This window comes from Bradyrhizobium sp. USDA 4538, assembly GCF_024171045.1.
Classification (GTDB): Bacteria; Pseudomonadota; Alphaproteobacteria; order Rhizobiales; family Xanthobacteraceae; genus Bradyrhizobium; species Bradyrhizobium australafricanum.
On record NZ_JALJZE010000001.1, the window covers coordinates 2,411,857 to 2,430,297 of the forward strand.

Below are 18,441 nucleotides of genomic sequence, written 5' to 3' on the forward strand. Positions count from 1 at the left end.
AGGCATGTCTGCCCCTTCTTTCATGGATTTGGCGCTAAAAACCGCCGAAAATGCCGGAAAAGCTGGCGAGGTTCCGATCGGATGCGTCATCGTGCGGGGCTACGAGGTGATCGCGACCGCCGGCAACCGCACCCTGACCGATCGCGATCCGACGGCCCATGCGGAGATCCTGGCGATCCGGCAGGCCGCCGAGGCCATCGGCACCGAGCGGCTGGTCGATTGCGACCTCTACGTGACGCTGGAGCCCTGCACGATGTGCGCCGGGGCTATCTCCTTTGCCCGCATCCGCCGGCTCTATTACGGCGCCGCCGACCCCAAGGGCGGCGCGGTCGAGTCAGGCGTGCGGTTCTTCGCGCAGCCGACCTGCCACCATGTGCCGGAGATCTATGGCGCGGTCGGCGAGACCGAGTCCGCGCGCCTGCTGCGCGAGTTCTTCAGGGAGCGACGCTGACGAATTCGTAGCGCGGATGACCTGTAGCCCGGATGAAGCGCAGCGCAATCCGGGGAGATATCTCCGCGGAGACGGTCCCGGATTTCGCTCCGCTCCATCCGGGCTACGAAGCTCTCAGCTGTTGATCCCGTCATCCCCGCTCAAAGGCTTCGCCTTTGCGCGGGGATGACGGTGCGGAAGTCGAGTCACCCCGCCAGGAAAAACTCCCGCAGCAGCTTCGCCGTCGCCTCCGGATTCTCCTCGGGCAGGAAGTGCCCCGACGCCACCGGCGCGCCGCTGACATTGGTGGCCCAGGTCTTCCAGGTGTCGAGCGGTGTCGTTGCCGCGCTGGCAACCCCGGCATCGCCCCACAGCGCCAGCATCGGGACCGTGATCTTCTTGCCGGCGTCGACATCGGCCTTGTCTATCTCGTAGTCGGCATAGGCGCCGGCGCGATAGTCCTCGCACATCGCATGGATGCGCGCGGGATCGCGGAATGGCGCGAGGTAGTGCTCGAGCGCGCGCGGATCGATCGCCTCCAGCGTCTTGCTCCTGGTCTGGCTCGCCATCTTTTCCTTGAGGAAGAATTCGCCATTGTTGGAGATCAGCGTCTCCGGCAACGGATAGGGCTGCGCCAGGAACGCCCAGTGGTAGATCTTCAGCGCCGAGAGGCGATTGAGCTTCTGCCAGTAATCATAGGTCGGCGCGATATCGAGCACCGCAAGCTTCGACAGGCGACCGGGATGATCGAGCGCGAGCCGGTACGACACGCGGCCGCCGCGATCGTGGCCGGCGAGCGCGAATTGCACATGCCCGAGTTGCTCCATCACCTCGATCATGGTCTTCGCCCACGCGCGCTTGGTGTAGGGCGTATGATCCTTGTCGCTGTCGGGCATATCGGACCAGCCATAGCCCGGCAGGTCGGCGATGATCAGCGTGAACCTGTCGTCGAGTTTCGGCGCAACCGTGTGCCACATCACATGCGTCGAGGAGAAGCCGTGCAGCAGCAGCAAGGGCGGGCCCTTGCCGCCGACGCGGGCGAAGATGCGGCCCTGCGAGGTGTTGATCCATTCGGACCCATAGCCGGGAAAAAGATCAGCGAGATCAGGCATCGGTAGCTCCTTCCCTGGGGCGGCCGCGCTGCTTCAAACTTTGTTCGGCGTTGCCGCTGACTTTGACGAGGTTTATGCCATCCTCAAGTCCTGCCAACAACAACATGAAACGAGGAAGTGCCATGTCGATCGACTTCGAAATTCCCGCCGAAGCCAAGGCGATCCGCGAGAAGGTTCGCAAATTCGTCCACGACGAATGCATTCCGGCGGAAAAGGAACTCGACACCAAGCCGCTTGCCGAGGTGCTGGGACCGCTGCGGAAGAAGGCCCGCGCGCAGGGCCTGTGGTGCCCGTTCGTGCCCAAGGAGTATGGCGGTATGGGCCTCGGCCCGCTCGCCAACGCCCTGGTGCAGATGGAGCTCGGCGAGAGCATGCTCGGCGCGCTCTCGATGAACACGCAGGGACCGGACGACGCTTCGATGATGACGATCCTGGCGCACGGCACCGAGCACCAGAAGGAAAAATTCCTCAAGCCCCTGCTGAACGGCGAAAAGCGCATCTGCTTCTCGATGACCGAAAAGGCCGCCGGCGCCGATGCCACCGGCATGCAGACCACGGCGGTGAAGGACGGCAACGAGAACTACATCCTCAACGGCGAGAAATGGTTCTCCTCGTCGGCGAGCGTCGCCGACCTCGCGCTGGTCATGGCGAAGACCGATCCGAACGCGCCGCGCCACAAGCAATACTCGACCTTCATCGTCGAGTTGCCCAACCCCGGCTACCGCATCAAGCGCAACGTCGCCAACATGGCGATCGAGGGTCCGCATGACGACGTGATCCATGGCGGCCACTCCGAGATCGAGATCAAGGATCTGAAGGTGCCGGCCGACAACCTGCTCGGCGGCGAGGGCAACGGCTTCAACATGGGCCAGCACCGCCTCGCCTACGGCCGGCTGCGCCACGGCATGCACAACGTCGCCAAGGCGCAGCGCGCGCTCGACATGGCGGCCGCTCATGTCACCAAGCGCTCGACCTTCGGCCAGTTGCTGGCCGACCGCCAGGCGGTGCAGTTCATGCTCGCCGACTGCGCGAGCGAGCTGTATATCGGCCGGCTGATGCTGCTGCACATCGCCTACAAGGCCGAGAAGGGCCTCGACATCCGCCAGGAGAACTCGATCGCCAAGATCTTCCACGCCCACATGGTGCACAAGGTGATCGACACCGCGATCCAGCTGCACGGCGCGCTCGGCTTCAGCCAGGATACCCCGCTGGCGAAATGGTACACCCAGGTGCGCTCGCAGCGGCTGGTCGACGGCCCCGACGAGGTGCACAAGTGGAAGATCGGCAAGAACGTCATCAAGGCGTTCCGCGAGCACGGCACCACAGCGTCAGCGGCAGGCGGGGATCTGCTCTGACCCACTTCGTCATTCCGGGGCGGCGCAACGCGCCGAACCCGGAATCCCGAGATGAGGTGAGAAGGTGTCCACAACATCGAGATTCCGGATCGACGCGCGATGCGCGTCGTCCGGAATGACGGCGTGGGGTCGAACCTAGCCGCTCGCCGCAAACAGTTCCCATGTCCCGGGCAGTCCCTTCAGCTCGAACGCGCCGCGCTCGGCGAATTTCAACCCGGCGCCCGCGACCAGATCGGTCACCACGCGTGACACCAGCACCTCGTTCGAGCCGCACTGCGACATCACGCGCGCCGCGGCGTGGACCGCTATGCCGCCAATATCCGTCCCCCTCACCTCGATCTCGCCGGTGTGCAGGCCCGCTCGCACCGGCAGGCCGATCTGCCGCGCGGCCGAGCCGAACGCCAGCGCACAGCGTACGGCGCGGCCGGGACCGTCGAAGGTCGCCAGAATGCCGTCGCCAGTGCTCTTCACCAGATGGCCGCGATGGCGGCCGACCATCTGCTGCGCGAGTTGATCGTGATCGTCGAGCAGACGTCGCCAACGATGATCTCCCATCGTCGCGGCGCTGCGGGTCGAATCGACGATATCGGTGAACAGCACGGTCGCAAGCACACGATCGAGCTCGCCATCACCACCATCGCGATGGCCGGTGACGAATTCCTCGACATCGCCAAGCATCGCCTCGGTCTCGCCGACCCAATAGTAGTGATCGCCGCCCGGATATTCCACGTATTTCGCGCCGGGGATCGAGCGCGCGACGGCACGGCCGAGCGCCACGGGAACGCGGCCATCGCCGGTCCGATGCAGGACAAGCGTCGGAGTCTGGAGCATCGGCAGGATCGCCGTGACGTCGATCGCGCGATTGAGAACGAGCAGCGTCCGCAACGCTCCCGGACTGCTCGACAGCCGCTCGAATTTCGCGATCTGCGCGATCACTTCCGCATTCGTTGCCTGGCTCGGCGCGACGGTCTTGACCGTGTCGCCGGAACCCCAGTTCTGCACGATCTCGTCACAGCGCAGCTGCCACACATCGTCCGCCAGGCGATCCTTCGAGCGGGCAAAGCTGCCGAGCAGAACGAGATGCGAAACGCGGTCCGGATAGGTCGCTGCAAACAGCACGCTCATCGGACAGCCCTCGGAGAAGCCGAACAACACCGCCTTCGCGGAGCCGATAGCATCCATGATGGCCCGGACGTCGTCCATGCGCTGCTCGAGGGAGGGCGCGCCGGTCATCCGATCCGACAATCCCTGTCCGCGTTTGTCGAAGGTCACGACCCGGGCGAAGCGCGACAGGCGGCGCAGCACGGCGGTGTAGCCGGGCATCTCGTGCATGAACTCGATGTGCGAGAACAAGCCGGGGACAAGGATGATGTCGACAGGACCATCGCCCATCACCTGATAGGCGATGCTCGCGTCGGCGCTTTGCGCGTAGTGCGTCTCGGGCAGTCTGAAATCGGTCATTCGAAGGCCCCGGGGCGCGCCATTGTCGCCGCTGAGGCCGGATCGATCAACCCTTCTCCGCCTCCACCGCCTGCCAGGCGATGTCGCGGCGGCAGAAGCCGTCCGGCCATTTGATGCGATCGATCGCCTGATAGGCGCGGTCGCGCGCCTCGGTGACCGTCTTGCCCATCGCGCAGACGTTCAGCACCCGGCCGCCATTGGCGATGATTGCGCCATCCTTCGCCACCGTGCCGGCGTGGAAGATCTCGACGCCCTCGACCTTGGCGGCGGCGTCGAGGCCATCGATCCGCGTGCCCTTGATGTAATCGCCGGGATAGCCCTTCGCCGCCATCACCACCGTCAGCGCCGGGTCCGGATACCAGCGCAGATCGAAGTTCTTCAATTGCCCGTCGATCGAGGCGAGCAGCGCCGGCACGATGTCCGACATCATCCGCAGCATCAGCACCTGGCACTCGGGATCGCCGAAGCGGACATTGTATTCGAACAGCTTGGGGCCCTGCGCGGTCAGCATCACGCCGGCATAGAGCACGCCCTTGAACGGCGTGCCGCGGCTCTTCATCCCGGCCACCGTCGGCAGGATGATCCGCGCCATGATCTGGTCGTGCACTTCAGGCGTCACGAACGGCGTCGGCGAATAGGCGCCCATGCCGCCGGTGTTCGGCCCCTTGTCGTGATCGAACACCCGCTTGTGGTCCTGCGCCGAGGCCAGCGGAATCGCGGTCTCGCCGTCGCACAGCGCGAAGAAGCTGATCTCGCGGCCCGACAAAAACTCCTCGATCACGACCTCGGCGCCGGCCGAGCCGAACGCGCCCTCGAACATCATCGCAATCGCGGCCTCGGCCTCTGGCAGCGTCTGTGCCACCACGACGCCCTTGCCGGCCGCAAGCCCGTCGGCCTTGACCACGATCGGCGCGCCCTGGGCGCGGACATAGGCCACCGCGTCCTTTGCATTGTCGAAGCGGCGATAGGCACCGGTCGGAATGTTGAACTCGCTGCAGAGGTCCTTGGTGAAACCCTTCGAGCCCTCGAGCTGGGCGGCCTGCCGGCTCGGTCCGAACGCCTTGATGCCTTCAGCGGCGAGGTCGTCGACGATCCCGGCGGCGAGCGGCGTCTCCGGACCGACCACCACCAGATCGACCGCATTGCCCCGGCAGAATTCGATCACCGCGGCATGGTCGGCGATATCGAGCGCAACGCATTCGGCCTCGCGCGCGATCCCGGCATTGCCCGGCGCGCACCACAGTTTCGTCACCAGCGGGGATGCGACGATCTTCCACGCCAGCGCATGTTCGCGGCCGCCGGAACCGAGCAGGAGGATGTTCATCTGTGTCGCCGATCAGAGGGGTTGTAACGCCATTTCGTCCGGTTTAGCACGCTCCCGAACCGCAGCAACACGCGGTTCGATCAGATGTGGATATGTGATTCGACGCCCGAAACGCGGCGTCCGGACCTTGCACACGGGGTCGAAAACCCCGATTCTATAGATCAGATGACCGCTGCTCCGAATCTCGTCAACGCGCCCGAATTCACCGTCTCGGAACTCTCTTCCGCCCTGAAGCGGACGGTGGAGGACCGCTTCGGCCACGTCCGTGTCCGCGGCGAGATTTCGGGCTTTCGCGGCCCGCATTCCTCCGGCCACTGCTATTTCGCCCTGAAGGACGAGAGCGCCAAGATCGAGGCCGTGATCTGGAAGTTCGCCCACGCCCGGATGCGCTTCAAGCCGCAGGAGGGCCTCGAGGTCATCGCCACCGGCAAGCTGACCACCTATCCGAACTCCTCGAAGTACCAGATCGTCATCGATTCGCTGGAGCCCGCCGGCGTCGGCGCGCTGATGGCGCTGATGGAGGAGCGCAAGAAGAAGCTCGCCGCCGAGGGCCTGTTCGACGAGGCCCGCAAGCAGCTTTTGCCCTGGCTGCCCGAGGTGATCGGCGTCGTCACCTCACCGACCGGCGCCGTGATCCGCGACATCCTGCACCGGCTGGAGGACCGCTTCCCCCGCCGCGTGCTGGTCTGGCCCGTCAAGGTGCAGGGCGACGGCTCGGCCGAGCAGGTGGCGGCCGCGATCCGCGGCTTCAACGCGCTGCCGGAGGGCGGCAGGATTCCACGGCCTGATCTCTTGATCGTCGCGCGCGGCGGCGGCTCGCTGGAGGACCTCTGGTCGTTCAACGAGGAGATCGTGGTCCGCGCCGCGGCCGAGAGCCATATCCCGCTGATCTCGGCGGTGGGCCATGAGACCGACATCACGCTGATCGACTTCGTCGCCGACAAGCGCGCGCCGACGCCGACCGCCGCCGCCGAAATGGCGGTGCCGGTGCGCAGCGAGCTGTTCGTCGAGGTTGCCGCACTCGCCCGCCGCACCATGGTGTGCTGGCAGCGCGCCCAGGAGACCCGCCGCAACGAGCTGCGCGCCGCGGCGCGGGCGCTGCCGGCGGCGCACGAGCTGCTCGCGATCCCGCGGCAGCGGCTCGATCATCTCGCAGCAGGTTTGCCGCGCGGGCTGAAGGCCAATACGCACGCGCATTTCCGCCGCTTTGCCGCCAGCAGTTCGCGCCTCACCATCGGCGTGCTGCGCGGCCAGATCGCGCATGCGCGGCAGCGGCTCACCGCATCCGGCGAGCGCATCACGCTATCGGCGCGCGCGCTGCTGCATCGCCGCCGCGAGCGCTTCAGCGGGCTCGAGATCCGGCTCAAGGCCTCGAAGCTCGCCAACGCCAAGGCCCAGCGCAACGCCATCGCCCGCGACCTCGAGCGCACCCACCGCCTCGCCGAGCGCGCCCGCCGCGCGCTGGTAACGACGATGCAGCGGCTCGAGGCGCGCGTCGCCCATAGCGGACAACTGCTGTCGGCGCTGTCCTATCGCGGCGTGCTGGCGCGCGGCTTTGCGCTGGTGCGCGACGCGCAGGGCCACGCCCTGCACTCCGCCGCGGCGGTCGGCCCGAACGCCGGTCTTTCGATCGAATTCGCCGATGGCCGCGTTGCCGCCACCGCTGACGCCAATCAGCCTCCGGCAACGGTAGCGCCCGAAGGCCAGCCGAAGCCTCAGCGGCGTGAGGCGAAACCGGCGGCGCCGAAGCGCGTCACCAAGCCGGTCGACCAGGGCAGCTTGTTCTGATTTTCATTGGAGCATGATCTCTCCGGAAAACCGCTGCGCAGTTTTCCGGATCATGCTCTAGCGCGACAGCCACTCGGCGACTTGCTTCTGCGCATCCTGGCGCGCGCCGGTATCGGTGCCGACGTGACCGCGCTCGGCGATCTCGGCATCGGAGGCCGCGACCGCGTGCAGCGGCAGGTTGGGCCGGTCGAAGTCGTGATAGGCCTCGGGATAGACCACGATCCGCGCCAGTGCGCTGCGGCCGCGGGCGCCGTCGACCATCTGGTGGCAAGCCGATGACGATGTGACGTCGTCGCGCGCGCCGATCAGCACCAGCGTCGGCACCCGCGCGCTCCAGCCGAGGCCGAACGAGGCGCGGCAATCCGGATAGAACGCGACCGCCGAGCGAAAGTCCGGCTCGACGTTGCGCGACCACATCTGCGGCCGCACCGCCCACAGCAAAGCGGCGGCGCCGTTGCCCCAGCCGATCAGGCTGATGCGGCGCTTCGCCACCCATTTCTGCTGCACCAGCCACTGCCGCGCCGCGTTGATGTCGGCGACCCGCGCACGGCGGGTCTGGACCTGATGCTCCCTGATGCGGCACTGCGGACCGAGCTCGCGCGAGCCGTAGCTGTCCGGCAGCAGCACCGCATGGCCGGTCGTCAGCAATTGCTCGGCCCAGTCGCGATAGCGCGGCAGCACCGGCTCGGACCGGCCGACGAGACCGCCGCAGCCATGCAGCGCGATCACGGTCGGGAACGGGCCGTCGCCATCGGGCCGGTAGAGCTGCGCGTGCAGCGTGACGTTGCCTTCGGGGATCTCGACCTGATGCGGGGCCGGGAGTGGCGCCGCGGCCGCGGCCGGCACGGCAAGCATGGCGAGGCACATAAAAACTGACTTGAGGCGCATCCGATCCGGCCGGCTCGTTATGGCGCTGCAAACACAGCGGACCACGGCCGCAAGGATACCATGCGCCTCCGCCGCCAAATCATCACAAGTCGGTGGTTTAACGGGCGGACATGACACCCTATCTGTGATAGACGGTTTCATCGACATCCAGATGGCCTCATTGGAGGCAAGGCGGAGAGCTCAATCGTGCTGAACAAGTTCGGTCCCTCGGGCCATGGCGAAGCGCAGGTGCAATATCTCGACGGCGATTTCCGCGTGATCTCGCCCGGCACCTTTGTGCGTTGTGCCATCACCGACGTCCGGATTCCGCTCGACGAGCTGAAGTACTGGAGCGTCGACCTGCAGGAAGCCTACGCCACCCCGACCGCCGTGCTGCAGCGCCACCATCCCGGCGTCCTCAAGCCGCAGGCCTAGGCTCAAGGCCGGGTTCATTTGGAGCGTCTCCTGTCCCGCGCCCTGAACAGCTGATCGGCCACCAGGCGCCGCAGCGCGTCGCCATCATCGAATTGCAGCGTCACCGCAAACGGCACGATCGCCTGTGCCCAGGCCGGCATCCCGTCCGGACCACGCAACCGCGCGAGATCCTTTTCCGTCGTCACCAGCGTCAGTCCGTCGCCACGCGCGTCGGCAACGAGCGCTTCGATCTCCTCCTTCGTGAAGGCGTGATGATCGGCGAAAGCCTTGCTGCGCACCACGTTGACGCCGCTTGAGCGCAACGTGCTGAAGAAGCGCGCGGGATCGCCGATGCCGGCAAAGGCGAGCGCGCGTGTTCCGTTCAGCGCCGCCAGCGAAGCCTGGTCCGGCTTCAGATGCGCCGACAGCACCGGCTTGCCGCGGGACGCGAGATCGGCCGCAATCCTTTGCGCCGCGCTCCCCTCGCCGACCACGATCAGCGCGTCGGTCCGTTCCAGCTGCGGCACCAGCGGCGCGCGCAACGGTCCCGCAGGAATCACGCGGCCATTGCCGACGCCGCGCGTGCCGTCGATCACGATCAGGCAGGCATCCTTCGCCACCGAGGGATTCTGGAAGCCGTCGTCCATCAGGATCACGCTGGCGTCCTGCGCGCGCGCCAGCGCCAGGCCTGCGGCGCGATCGCGCGACACCACGACCGGCAAGCTCGCCGCCATCATCAGCGGCTCGTCGCCGACATCGGCCGCCGTGTGGCTGCCGCGATCGACCTTGACCGGGCCAGCGAGCCTGCCGCCATAGCCGCGGCTGAGCACCACCGGCCGCTCGTCAATTTCGCACAGCAATTTTGCCAGCGCCAGCACCGTCGGCGTCTTGCCGGCGCCGCCGACATGGTAATTGCCGACGCAGACCACGGGAATGCCGGCATCGACGCCGGATTGCCGCATCCGCCGTGCGGCGACCGCGCCGTAAAGCGCGGCGAGCGGTTGGAGCAGTTGCGATGTCCAAGACGACGGCCGGTGCCAGAAGGCCGGCTCACGCATTGGCGGCTCCCATCTCGAGCCGCAACTGCAACAGATAGGGCTCGAGAGCGGTCACCGTGCGCTCCAGCGCGCCACCGAGCTGTTCGACGACGCGCTCGGAGGCCGCCAGCGAATTGTCGCGGGCTGCGGAATCCGCAAGGAACTGGCCGAGCTGCTTGACCAACGCTTCCCGATCATCGGCGCGGCGCGCGCCGCCGGCGCGATCGAGCGCCTCATAGACATCGGTGAAGTTGAACACGTGCGGGCCGTGCACGATCGCCGCGCCGAGCTTGATCGCCTCAATCGGATTCTGGCCACCATGCGCAACCAGCGAGCCGCCCATGAACACGATCGGCGCGAGGCGATAGAACAGGCCGAGTTCGCCCATCGTATCGGCGACATAGATATCTGTTGTCGCGACCGGCAGATCCTCGTGCGAGCGCAGACCAGCGCGCAGGCCGGCCTCCGTCACCAGCCGCGCCACCGCCTCGCCGCGCGCGGCATGCCGCGGCACGATCACCGTGAGCAGGCCGGGGAAGAATCCGGCGAGCGACTTGTGCGCCTCGATCAGGATCTCTTCCTCGCCGGGATGGGTCGACGCCGCGACCACGATGGCGCGGCCGCGCGTCACCGACATCAGCCGCTCCAACTTGGCTGGATCCGCCGGCGGCGCCGCGACGTCGAGCTTGAGGTTGCCGGTGACGACGACGTTGTGGCTGCCGAGCGCGGCAAAGCGTTCGGCATCGGTGTTCGACTGCGCGAGGCAGATGTCGAACCGGCCGAGCAACGCGCCGATGGTGTTGGAGACCCGGCGCCAGCGCGGGAACGAGCGCTGCGACATCCGCCCGTTGATCAGCACCATCGGCAGCCGCCGCGCGGCGCTCGACAGGATCAGGTTCGGCCACAAATCGGATTCGATGAACAGCGCCAGCGACGGATGCCAGTGATCGAGGAAGCGCGTCACATAACGCGGCGAGTCGTACGGCACGTATTGATGGATGACGTCGGGCGGGAAGCGCTTGGCGACGATCGCGGCCGAGGTCACCGTGCCCGAGGTGAGCAGGATGCGCAAATTGAGCGCGCGCAGCCGCTCGATCAGCCCGGCCGCCGCCAGCACCTCGCCGACGCTGGCGCCGTGAATCCATACCAGCGGGCCCTGCGGCCTGGTATCGGCGCTCACGCCGCGCCGCTCGCCGACACGTTCGGGATCTTCCTTGCCGAGCTTGAGCCGCCGCTTGATCAGGGCAGGCGCGAGCGGCACCATCGCGGACGACAGCTTGCGGTACACACGCAACGTCATCGGTAGCGAGCTAGCCAAGCGCTGCCTCCGGCCGCCCGACCGCTGCATAGGCACGTCGGGTCGCTTCGTTGAGAAGTTCCTCCACGTGCTGCCGAAGCTTTTCCATCGTCGCGGCGTCGGCGTCGGGCGGCACATAGACCGGCTCAATACCTACCACTGCGCCGCGCCCGAATGGCAAATTGATGGTGGTCGAATCCCAGTTTTTCAACCGGATGAATCGGCTGGTGACCATCGCAAAGGGGATGATCGGCCGGCCGGTCTCCCGCGCCAGCATGATGGCCCCGAGGCCCGCCACCCGCGCCCGCTTCGGCACGTCGGCGGTGGTGGCCATGTTGCAGCCGTCTTCCAGCGCCCGAACCATCTCCAGGAAGGCGCCGACGCCGCCCTTGCGATGGAACGCGCCGGAATGATCGCCGGAACCTCTGATGGTGCCGATGCCGAGCCGCTCCACCGCGAGGGCGTTGAACTCGCCGTCGCGGTGGCGGGAGATCAGGACCTTGGCGCGGTAACTCTCCTTGGTCTTGATGAACGGCGTCATGAAGTGCTGGCCGTGCCAGAACACGAAGATCGCCGGCATCAGGGGCTCGACGATCCCGTACACGTCATGCGGCTGGTAGCTGAAGCGGTTGGTGTACCACACCAGCCGCAGATACTCGGCCGCAAGCACACCCAGCGCGCGCTGCACGAAGCCGCTGCGCAGCAGATCGCGAAAAAGTCGTTTCAATGGGAATGCTTTGTGTCCTGCTCAGGATCGAGCAACCGGTGGAGGTGAACGACGAAGTAGCGCATCTGGGCGTTGTCCACGGTCTGCTGCGCCTTCGCCTTCCAGGCCGCATAGGCGGTCGCATAGTTCGGGTAGACGCCGACGATCTCGACTTCGTCCAGGTTCTTGAAGGTGTTGTGCTCGAGATCGGTCAACTCGCCGCCGATCACGAGGTGAAGCAGCTGGGGCTGGGCATTGTCTGACATGATGGTGCTTTTCCTAACGAGATGCCCGGCAAACAAATGAAGTCGTAGTCGTCACAGGTCTGGTCGTAACACGTCTGGTCGTAACACGTCTGGTCGTCACAAGGCGGTCGCAACAGGTCTGGTCGTCACAATCGGAAACGCGGCGCGGATCGGCGAGGCCTCACGGCAAAGGACGGCTGCGAAAATGCTCGACAATGCGTGCATGACGTTCGCGTCCCGCTGCCACCAGCACCCCATGCGTCACCTCCCGGCGATTGTACTCAATCGCGTCCCCCGAGAGCGCGGTCATCTTACCACCCGCTTCCTGCACGATCAAATTCGCGGCGGCAAGATCCCAGTCGCGGCTTTGCCCGCCCGCAAAGGCCGCGTCAAGTCGACCTTGTGCTACACGGCACAACCGCAGCGCCAGCGATCCGATGCGCGGATAGAGCGTGATCTCGTCCGGCGTCGGGCTGAGCCGCTGCACCAGCGGCTTCGGTCCCGCCATCCGCGGAAAGTTGAAATCGGTGCCTGCGGTTGCATGCACCGCGCCGTCGTTCAGGGTGGCGCCCTGTCCGCGGGCGGCGAAGAAGAATTCCTCGCTGACCGGCGCATACACCGCCGCGAGCACCGGCGATGCATTTTCAACCAGCGCCACACTGACGCACCAGTCCTCGCGGCCGGCGAGATAGGCGCGGGTGCCGTCGATCGGATCGACGATCCAGGTGAAGCGCCTGCCGAGGCGGGTGTCGTTGTCGGCGCTCTCTTCCGACAGCCAGCCGTAGCCGGGCGTTGCCGAACGCAGCTGCTGCTCCAGCAGGTCGTTGACCGCGATGTCGGCCTCGGAGACCGGCGAGGACGCGCCCTTGATCCAGTTCTTCAATTCGGTGCGGAACAGCGACGATGCGAGCCGGCCCGCTTCCTGCACCGATCTGGTCAGCAAGGCGGCATCGCGCGCCTTGGTCCAGTCGTCCGTATCAGCGTCCGCCAAGCGTCAGGCCCTCGATGCGCAGCGTCGGCGAATTGACGCCGTAGCGGAATTCCAGATCGTTGGCGGCGACCAGCGACTTGAACATCGGCAGCAGATGGCCGGCGATGGTCACTTCGCTGACCGGATAGGTGATCTCGCCGTTCTCGATCCAGAAGCCGGACGCGCCGCGGCTGTAATCGCCGGTCACGCCGTTGACGCCGGAGCCGATCAGGTCGGTGACATAGAAGCCCTGCTTGATGTCGGAGATCAGCTCCTTCGGCGTCACCGCACCCGGCTCGAGATGCAGATTATACGTTCCGGGAGACGGCGAGGACGACACGCCGCGATGCGCATGACCGGTCGTAACAAGCCCGAGCTCGCGCGCGGTCGCCGAATCCAGTACCCAGGTGGTGAGCACGCCCGCATCGATCAGCGCCGTCTTCTTCACCCTGACGCCCTCGGCATCGAAGGTCTGCGAGCGCAGGCCGCGCACGCGCAACGGATCGTCGATGATGCGGATGTCCCTGGAGAACAGCTGCTCGCCGAGCTTGTCCTTCAGGAAGCTGGTCTTGCGCGCGATCGAAGCGCCGTTGATGGCGCCGACGAGATGGCCGACGATCGAGCCGGCGACCCGCGGATCGAACACCACCGGCACCTTGCAGGTCTCGACCTTGCGCGGATTGCCCCGCGCCACCGCGCGCTCGCCGGCCTTGCGGCCAACGGAAGCAGGTGAATCGAGATCGGAGGCATGCGGCGCGCTGGTGAAATCGTAGTCGCGCTCCATGCCGGTGCCCTCACCGGAAATCGCCGTCGTCGAGATGCCGTGGCTGGAGCGCAGATAAGAACCGTGGAAGCCGGTCGACGTCACCAGCACCATGCCGCCGATCCCGGTCGAGGCCGACGCGCCGCCGGACTTGGTGACACCCTTGACCGCGAGCGCCGCAGCCTCCGCTTCGATCGCGCGCTGCTCGAGTTCGGCCGTGCTCGGAACCTTGCGATCGAGCAGATCGAGATCGGGGAAATCGTGTGCGTGGAGCGCCGGATCGGCGAGACCGACATATTTGTCGTCCGGCGCTACGCGCGCCATCGCGACCGCACGCTCGGCAAGTTTGGCGACCCCGTCGCCGCTGACGTCATTGGTCGACACCACCGCCTGGCGCTGGCCGACGAACACCCGCAGGCCGACGTCATCGCCTTCGGAGCGCTCGGTTTCCTCGACGCGGCCGTCGCGCACCTCGACGCCCTGCGAGACGCCGCGCACCGCGATGGCATCGGCCGCATCGGCGCCCGCGCGCTTGGCGGCATCGACCAGGCGCTGCGCAAGGTCGCTCAGGCCCGATTGGTCAAACAGATCGGAGGTATCGCCGTGTCGCGATGCAGATGGTGAAGAGTTCACGAACGAATTCCTGCGGATTGAGGGGGGCCCGGAACGAGGTCGACAGACCCACCAGATGTGCCGGTTTCACAGGGATTTCAAGCACTTTGCACCGGCAGGCAACAAAGATTTGAGTGATCGGGGCAAGGCTTCGTCAATCATGCGGGCCAACCTCTTGTCAATCATGGCACGAGGTGAGGAGGGATTAACCAGGCTTTTTAAGGGGGAACGGACATCGCTCGGCTAGGCTCTCACACAACGACCGGGAACATAATCCCGGCGGGGAGACAGAGCTTTGAGGCGTCAAACACCAACAAGCGGAATCAATTCCGCCGGGTCGAGCTGCGCATTGCGGCTCGACCCTCTTTCCCTTCCGCTCAGCTTCCACGCGCAGGACGCGCGCGCGGATGGCGGCATGCGGCAGGTCGAGCTTCATCGCGAACATGTCGTGCTGCGCCGTGCCGTTCTCGGCATGCGGATGGCGGTCAATGTTCGCGTCAGCGACTTTCTCGGCGTCGCGGTGCGCGGCATCGACGACGCGCAGATGCTGGTGCTGGTTCACCGCGATCCCGCGCTCAGCGTTCCGCTCGGCTCCAGTTCTGACGCCGAGGAGATCAGCTCCGCCTGGCAGATGTGGAGCGACATCTTCCGTCTCCCGCAACTGACCGAGCCGGTGCCGCGGACGCCCTCCCCGCGCCGCCGTCGCCGCAACGCGATCCGCGCGCGGAGGCCGAAATTCCTGGTCCGCCGCCGCGGCGGTGTCAGCCTCAACGGCACCAGCGTACATCGCGGCGAACGCGAGATCATCGCGCGGGATTGAGTTCGGCGCACTCAGCATGAACGGGATCGCGGCCCCAGCGTCGCGCAACAATTGTGATTTGGGGTAATGGGTCCTGGCTTTCGCCAGGACGACGATGAGGATGGGACGACGATGAGGATGGGTTTCGATTCATCGTCTCACACCACGCGGTGTCATCACCCGCGCATGCGTGATTTGTCGTACCTCTCGCCGTCATTTCGAGCTGCGTAGGATGGGTAGAGCGAAGCGAAACCCATCAACTCTTGTTCTGCGGCGAGAATGACGGGTATCGCTTCGCTCGACCCATCCTGCGAAGTCATCACGCCGCGCGCAGCACCGCGTCGACGACGAGGCTCGCGAACAGGATCAAGCCGGCGTCGCGGTTGGACTTGAAGATGCGCAGGCAGAGCGCGCCATCGCTGATGTCGAGCCGCCGGATCTGCCAGGCGAGATGCAGCGCGAACGCCGCCAGCCCAATCCAGGCCGGCCAGCGCGCCCCTGCGAGTGCGAACGCCACGCCGATCAAGAGCACGGCGAGACCATAGAAGATCACGAGCGCACGATGGGTGCGTGCACCGAACAGGCGCGCGGTGGATTTGACGCCGATCAGCGCATCATCCTCGGCGTCCTGATGGGCGTAGATGGTGTCGTAGGCGATCACCCAGGCGATCGATCCGGCGTAGAGCGCAATCGCGGTCGCATCGATGCGCTCGAGCGTCACCGCAAATCCCATCAGCGCGCCGTAGGAGAAGGCAAGGCCGAGCACGACCTGCGGCCACCAGGTAATCCGCTTCATGAACGGGTAGATCGCGACGATCAGAAGCGAGGCGATGCCGGTCATCACCGCGAAGCGGTTGAACTGCAGCAGCACGAGAAGCCCGATCAGCGCCTGCAGGACCATGAAGACCACCGCCTGCGTCACCGTGACCTGCCCGGCGGGGATCGGCCGCGACCGCGTGCGTTCGACCTTGGCGTCGAGATCGCGATCGGTGATGTCGTTCCAGGTGCAGCCGGCGCCGCGCATCACAAAGGCGCCGATGAAGAACAGCAGGACCGCGAGCGGCAGCGAGCGCACATCATGCGCGACGCCGGCGGCGAGCGCCGCCGACCACCAGCACGGCATCAACAGCAGCCAGGAGCCGATCGGCCGGTCGTAGCGCGCAAGCCGCAGATAGGGCCGCGTCCAGACCGGCGCATGGGTATCCACCCAGTTGCCTGTGGAATCGGCAACGCGGGTGGAGACATCGCTCATGGGTGATCCATCAACGGGTGAGGACGTTGCCGTTCAGCGTATCGAAGGTGCTGCCGCCCTTCTTGGTCGGCGTCGCTTCCGGCAGCGAGGCGGACGAACCGAGCACGTCGCTCAAGCTCGGCCCCGCTGGCCCACGCGGCTGCGCCGCCGCCTGCTCCGCGACATTGCAGACCTTCTTCAGCAGCGCTTCGGTATTCTTGTGTCCGGCCTTGAGCTGGTCGGCGATCTGCGGCGGAATTCCGCACTTCTGTGCGTTGGTGTCGACATATTTGATCATCTTGATCTCGGCCTGGCTGTAATTGCCGATCAGCTTGCAGGCCTCCTGGGGGCTGGCGTGGCGATCGCTCGCCGCCTTGATCGCCTTGCCGCGCTTCTCCGCATCCTCGCGCAGCGGCGTGAAATTCTTCATGCAGGCGTCGGCGGCACCACCACCACCCGCACCCGGCGGGGGCGGCGACGACAGCCCGCCGCCGGCGATGGGGGCCGCGCCACTGCTCGGAAATGCCGACGGCGTGGCACCGACCCTGGCCGCCGGCGCGCCGTTGACCGGCGGGAATGCGGAATCCGAGGCGGTTCCGGCCTGGCTTGGACGCATGCCATTGACCGGCGGAAACGCGGGGTCGGACGCGGTGCCGGCCTTACCGGCCTGATTGGGCAACGGGGCCGGAAAGGCGCTCTGCGCGGCGGCTTGCCCCACGGACAGGGCGGTCGCAGCAACGGTCAGCACGATCAGACGGCGGATCATCGAGGGTGTTTCTCCGGCAAAAGGTCCAGGCAACCCCAGCGCAACAAAAACGAAGCAACGAATTTTGGGGGCGTTTTACGATTCCTGTGAGGCCTTAACAACCCGTGGATTTGGGCGACAGCGCGGCGTAGGGCCACACCGGCCATATTAAATTGTTCCCCGATTCTAAGCCTTTAGGCTACGAACGGCGGTAAAATGGACCATCAAATTTGCCTGAACAGGATTTTCGGTAAGGCCCCGGTTTGGATTCATGGGCCGACGCCGCGGGCGACCGAACAACAAAAGGGACCGCGTGCAAGCGGCCCCTTGGACTAAAGAAATGACTTGGTGACAGAAGCAATATATCGACGCTCAATATTACCTGGCTGGCGAGTTCCTGGGGAGTCCGCGGGATTACGGTGTCGCGCGGTTTGGTAAACTGGCCACACCGCACTGAAGCCGCCTCGGATATGCCTGAACTCGATTTCCGCAGCCCCCGCCTGTTTGTCGACGCCCCGCTCGGCGCCGGCGCAACCGTTCCGCTCGAACGCGATCAGAGCAACTATCTCGGCAACGTGCTGCGGCTCGGCGCCGGCGACAGCGTGCTGGTGTTCAACGGGCGTGACGGCGAATGGCGCGCCGAGATTTCCGGCCGCAAGCGGGCCGACATGCTGACGGTCGCGGCACAGACCCGCGCGCAGGACAGCCTGCCCGACGTCACCTATGTGTTCGCGCCGCTGAAGCATGCGCGGCTCGACTACATGGTGCAGAAGGCGGTCGAGATGGGCGCCGCGCGGCTCGTGCCGGTGCTGACACGCTTCACCCAGGTGTCGCGGGTCAACGGCGAGCGGATGCGCGCCAATGTGGTCGAGGCGGCCGAGCAATGCGGGATCATCTCGCTCGCCGAAGTCGCCGCCCCCCTGCCCCTCGAACGTTTCCTGGCGGGCCGCGACCCGGCGCGGCTGCTGGTGTTTTGCGACGAGGCGGCCGAGGTCGAAAGCCCGGTGCAGGCGCTGGCGGCGGCATCGGCTGCGAACGCCGGGATCGATGTCCTGATCGGTCCGGAAGGCGGCTTTGCCGAGGAGGAGCGCGCGCTGCTGCTGCGCCAGCCCGCCATCCTCCGCCTCGCCCTCGGCCCGCGCATCCTGCGCGCCGACACCGCCGCCGTCGCCGCGCTGGCGCTGGTGCAGGCGGCACTGGGGGACTGGCGAGGAAATGGGCCACACACTCCCTCCCCGTCAACCTGAGGTGCGAGCCTCTTCGGCGAGCCTCGAAGGATGTACGG

At 66.2% G+C, this 18,441-nt stretch carries 18 protein-coding genes; 6 read left to right on the plus strand and 12 right to left on the minus strand.

The window, feature by feature from the left end; genetic code table 11:
• Positions 1-4: 4 nt before the first annotated feature.
• Positions 5-451 (plus strand): nucleoside deaminase, encoded by a 447-nt coding sequence (locus J2R78_RS10575; RefSeq protein WP_245452685.1) that lies wholly within the window; start codon positions 5-7, stop codon positions 449-451.
• A 185-nt stretch (positions 452-636) separates the two neighbouring features.
• Here J2R78_RS10575 and J2R78_RS10580 read toward each other — a convergent pair whose 3' ends face one another.
• Positions 637-1,542, minus strand: coding sequence for an alpha/beta fold hydrolase (locus J2R78_RS10580; protein ID WP_253604252.1), 906 nt, complete (start codon positions 1,540-1,542; stop codon positions 637-639).
• A 122-nt stretch (positions 1,543-1,664) separates the two neighbouring features.
• On the opposite strand from J2R78_RS10580, the gene J2R78_RS10585 reads away from it, so the two are divergent.
• Positions 1,665-2,897 (plus strand): acyl-CoA dehydrogenase family protein, encoded by a 1,233-nt coding sequence (locus tag J2R78_RS10585; RefSeq protein WP_253604254.1) that lies wholly within the window; start codon positions 1,665-1,667, stop codon positions 2,895-2,897.
• Between the two features lie 135 nt (positions 2,898-3,032).
• On the opposite strand, the gene J2R78_RS10590 is transcribed toward J2R78_RS10585, so the two are convergent.
• Together J2R78_RS10590 and purD are read right to left on the minus strand one after the other, a co-directional pair.
• Positions 3,033-4,358 carry an adenylate/guanylate cyclase domain-containing protein gene (locus tag J2R78_RS10590; protein ID WP_253604256.1) on the minus strand — a complete coding sequence of 442 codons (1,326 nt, stop codon included), beginning with the start codon at positions 4,356-4,358 and terminating at the stop codon, positions 3,033-3,035.
• A gap of 46 nt (positions 4,359-4,404) precedes the next feature.
• Complete coding sequence (purD, locus tag J2R78_RS10595) at positions 4,405-5,682, minus strand: phosphoribosylamine--glycine ligase (protein WP_253604258.1); 1,278 nt, start codon at positions 5,680-5,682, stop codon at positions 4,405-4,407.
• 165 nt (positions 5,683-5,847) lie between these two features.
• Between purD and xseA the strand changes: the two genes are divergently transcribed.
• A complete protein-coding gene (gene xseA, locus J2R78_RS10600) occupies positions 5,848-7,470 on the plus strand; it encodes an exodeoxyribonuclease VII large subunit (protein ID WP_253604260.1) in 1,623 nt (540 codons plus the stop codon).
• Positions 7,471-7,527: 57 nt separating this feature from the next.
• Here xseA and J2R78_RS10605 read toward each other — a convergent pair whose 3' ends face one another.
• A complete protein-coding gene (locus J2R78_RS10605) occupies positions 7,528-8,358 on the minus strand; it encodes a dienelactone hydrolase family protein (protein WP_253604261.1) in 831 nt (276 codons plus the stop codon).
• 186 nt (positions 8,359-8,544) lie between these two features.
• Here J2R78_RS10605 and J2R78_RS10610 point away from each other — a divergent pair, with 186 nt between their 5' ends.
• Positions 8,545-8,772, plus strand: a complete 228-nt coding sequence (locus J2R78_RS10610) for a DUF2093 domain-containing protein (RefSeq protein ID WP_016848019.1) — start codon at positions 8,545-8,547, stop codon at positions 8,770-8,772.
• 14 nt (positions 8,773-8,786) lie between these two features.
• Here J2R78_RS10610 and lpxK read toward each other — a convergent pair whose 3' ends face one another.
• The 6 genes from lpxK to J2R78_RS10640 all read right to left on the minus strand — a co-directional run bounded on the left by lpxK (position 8,787) and on the right by J2R78_RS10640 (position 14,402).
• Positions 8,787-9,809, minus strand: coding sequence for a tetraacyldisaccharide 4'-kinase (lpxK, locus tag J2R78_RS10615; RefSeq protein ID WP_253604263.1), 1,023 nt, complete (start codon positions 9,807-9,809; stop codon positions 8,787-8,789).
• Complete coding sequence (locus J2R78_RS10620; protein ID WP_253604265.1) at positions 9,802-11,136, minus strand: 3-deoxy-D-manno-octulosonic acid transferase; 1,335 nt, start codon at positions 11,134-11,136, stop codon at positions 9,802-9,804. Before J2R78_RS10620 ends, lpxK begins: the two co-directional genes overlap by 8 nt.
• The gene (locus J2R78_RS10625) at positions 11,099-11,812 is read right to left on the minus strand and encodes a lysophospholipid acyltransferase family protein (protein WP_050384219.1); all 714 of its coding nucleotides are present in this window, start codon (positions 11,810-11,812) and stop codon (positions 11,099-11,101) included. Before J2R78_RS10625 ends, J2R78_RS10620 begins: the two co-directional genes overlap by 38 nt.
• Positions 11,809-12,057, minus strand: coding sequence for a DUF4170 domain-containing protein (locus tag J2R78_RS10630; RefSeq protein ID WP_016848023.1), 249 nt, complete (start codon positions 12,055-12,057; stop codon positions 11,809-11,811). Before J2R78_RS10630 ends, J2R78_RS10625 begins: the two co-directional genes overlap by 4 nt.
• 160 nt (positions 12,058-12,217) lie before the next feature.
• Entirely contained in the window at positions 12,218-13,027 is an 810-nt protein-coding gene (locus tag J2R78_RS10635) for a 3'(2'),5'-bisphosphate nucleotidase CysQ (RefSeq protein ID WP_225163891.1), read from the minus strand.
• On the minus strand, positions 13,014-14,402 hold the full coding sequence (locus J2R78_RS10640; protein ID WP_225645636.1) for a TldD/PmbA family protein: 1,389 nt from the start codon (positions 14,400-14,402) through the stop codon (positions 13,014-13,016). The genes J2R78_RS10635 and J2R78_RS10640 overlap by 14 nt, the downstream gene beginning before the upstream one ends.
• Before the next feature lie 274 nt (positions 14,403-14,676).
• Here J2R78_RS10640 and J2R78_RS10645 point away from each other — a divergent pair, with 274 nt between their 5' ends.
• A complete protein-coding gene (locus J2R78_RS10645; protein WP_253604267.1) occupies positions 14,677-15,201 on the plus strand; it encodes a DUF6101 family protein in 525 nt (174 codons plus the stop codon).
• Between the two features lie 298 nt (positions 15,202-15,499).
• Here J2R78_RS10645 and ubiA read toward each other — a convergent pair whose 3' ends face one another.
• A complete protein-coding gene (gene ubiA / locus J2R78_RS10650; protein ID WP_253604269.1) occupies positions 15,500-16,432 on the minus strand; it encodes a 4-hydroxybenzoate octaprenyltransferase in 933 nt (310 codons plus the stop codon).
• Between the two features lie 10 nt (positions 16,433-16,442).
• On the minus strand, positions 16,443-17,177 hold the full coding sequence (locus J2R78_RS10655; protein ID WP_092086865.1) for a hypothetical protein: 735 nt from the start codon (positions 17,175-17,177) through the stop codon (positions 16,443-16,445).
• 449 nt (positions 17,178-17,626) lie between these two features.
• Between J2R78_RS10655 and J2R78_RS10660 the strand changes: the two genes are divergently transcribed.
• On the plus strand, positions 17,627-18,403 hold the full coding sequence (locus tag J2R78_RS10660; RefSeq protein WP_253604271.1) for a 16S rRNA (uracil(1498)-N(3))-methyltransferase: 777 nt from the start codon (positions 17,627-17,629) through the stop codon (positions 18,401-18,403).
• Positions 18,404-18,441 lie beyond the last annotated feature (38 nt).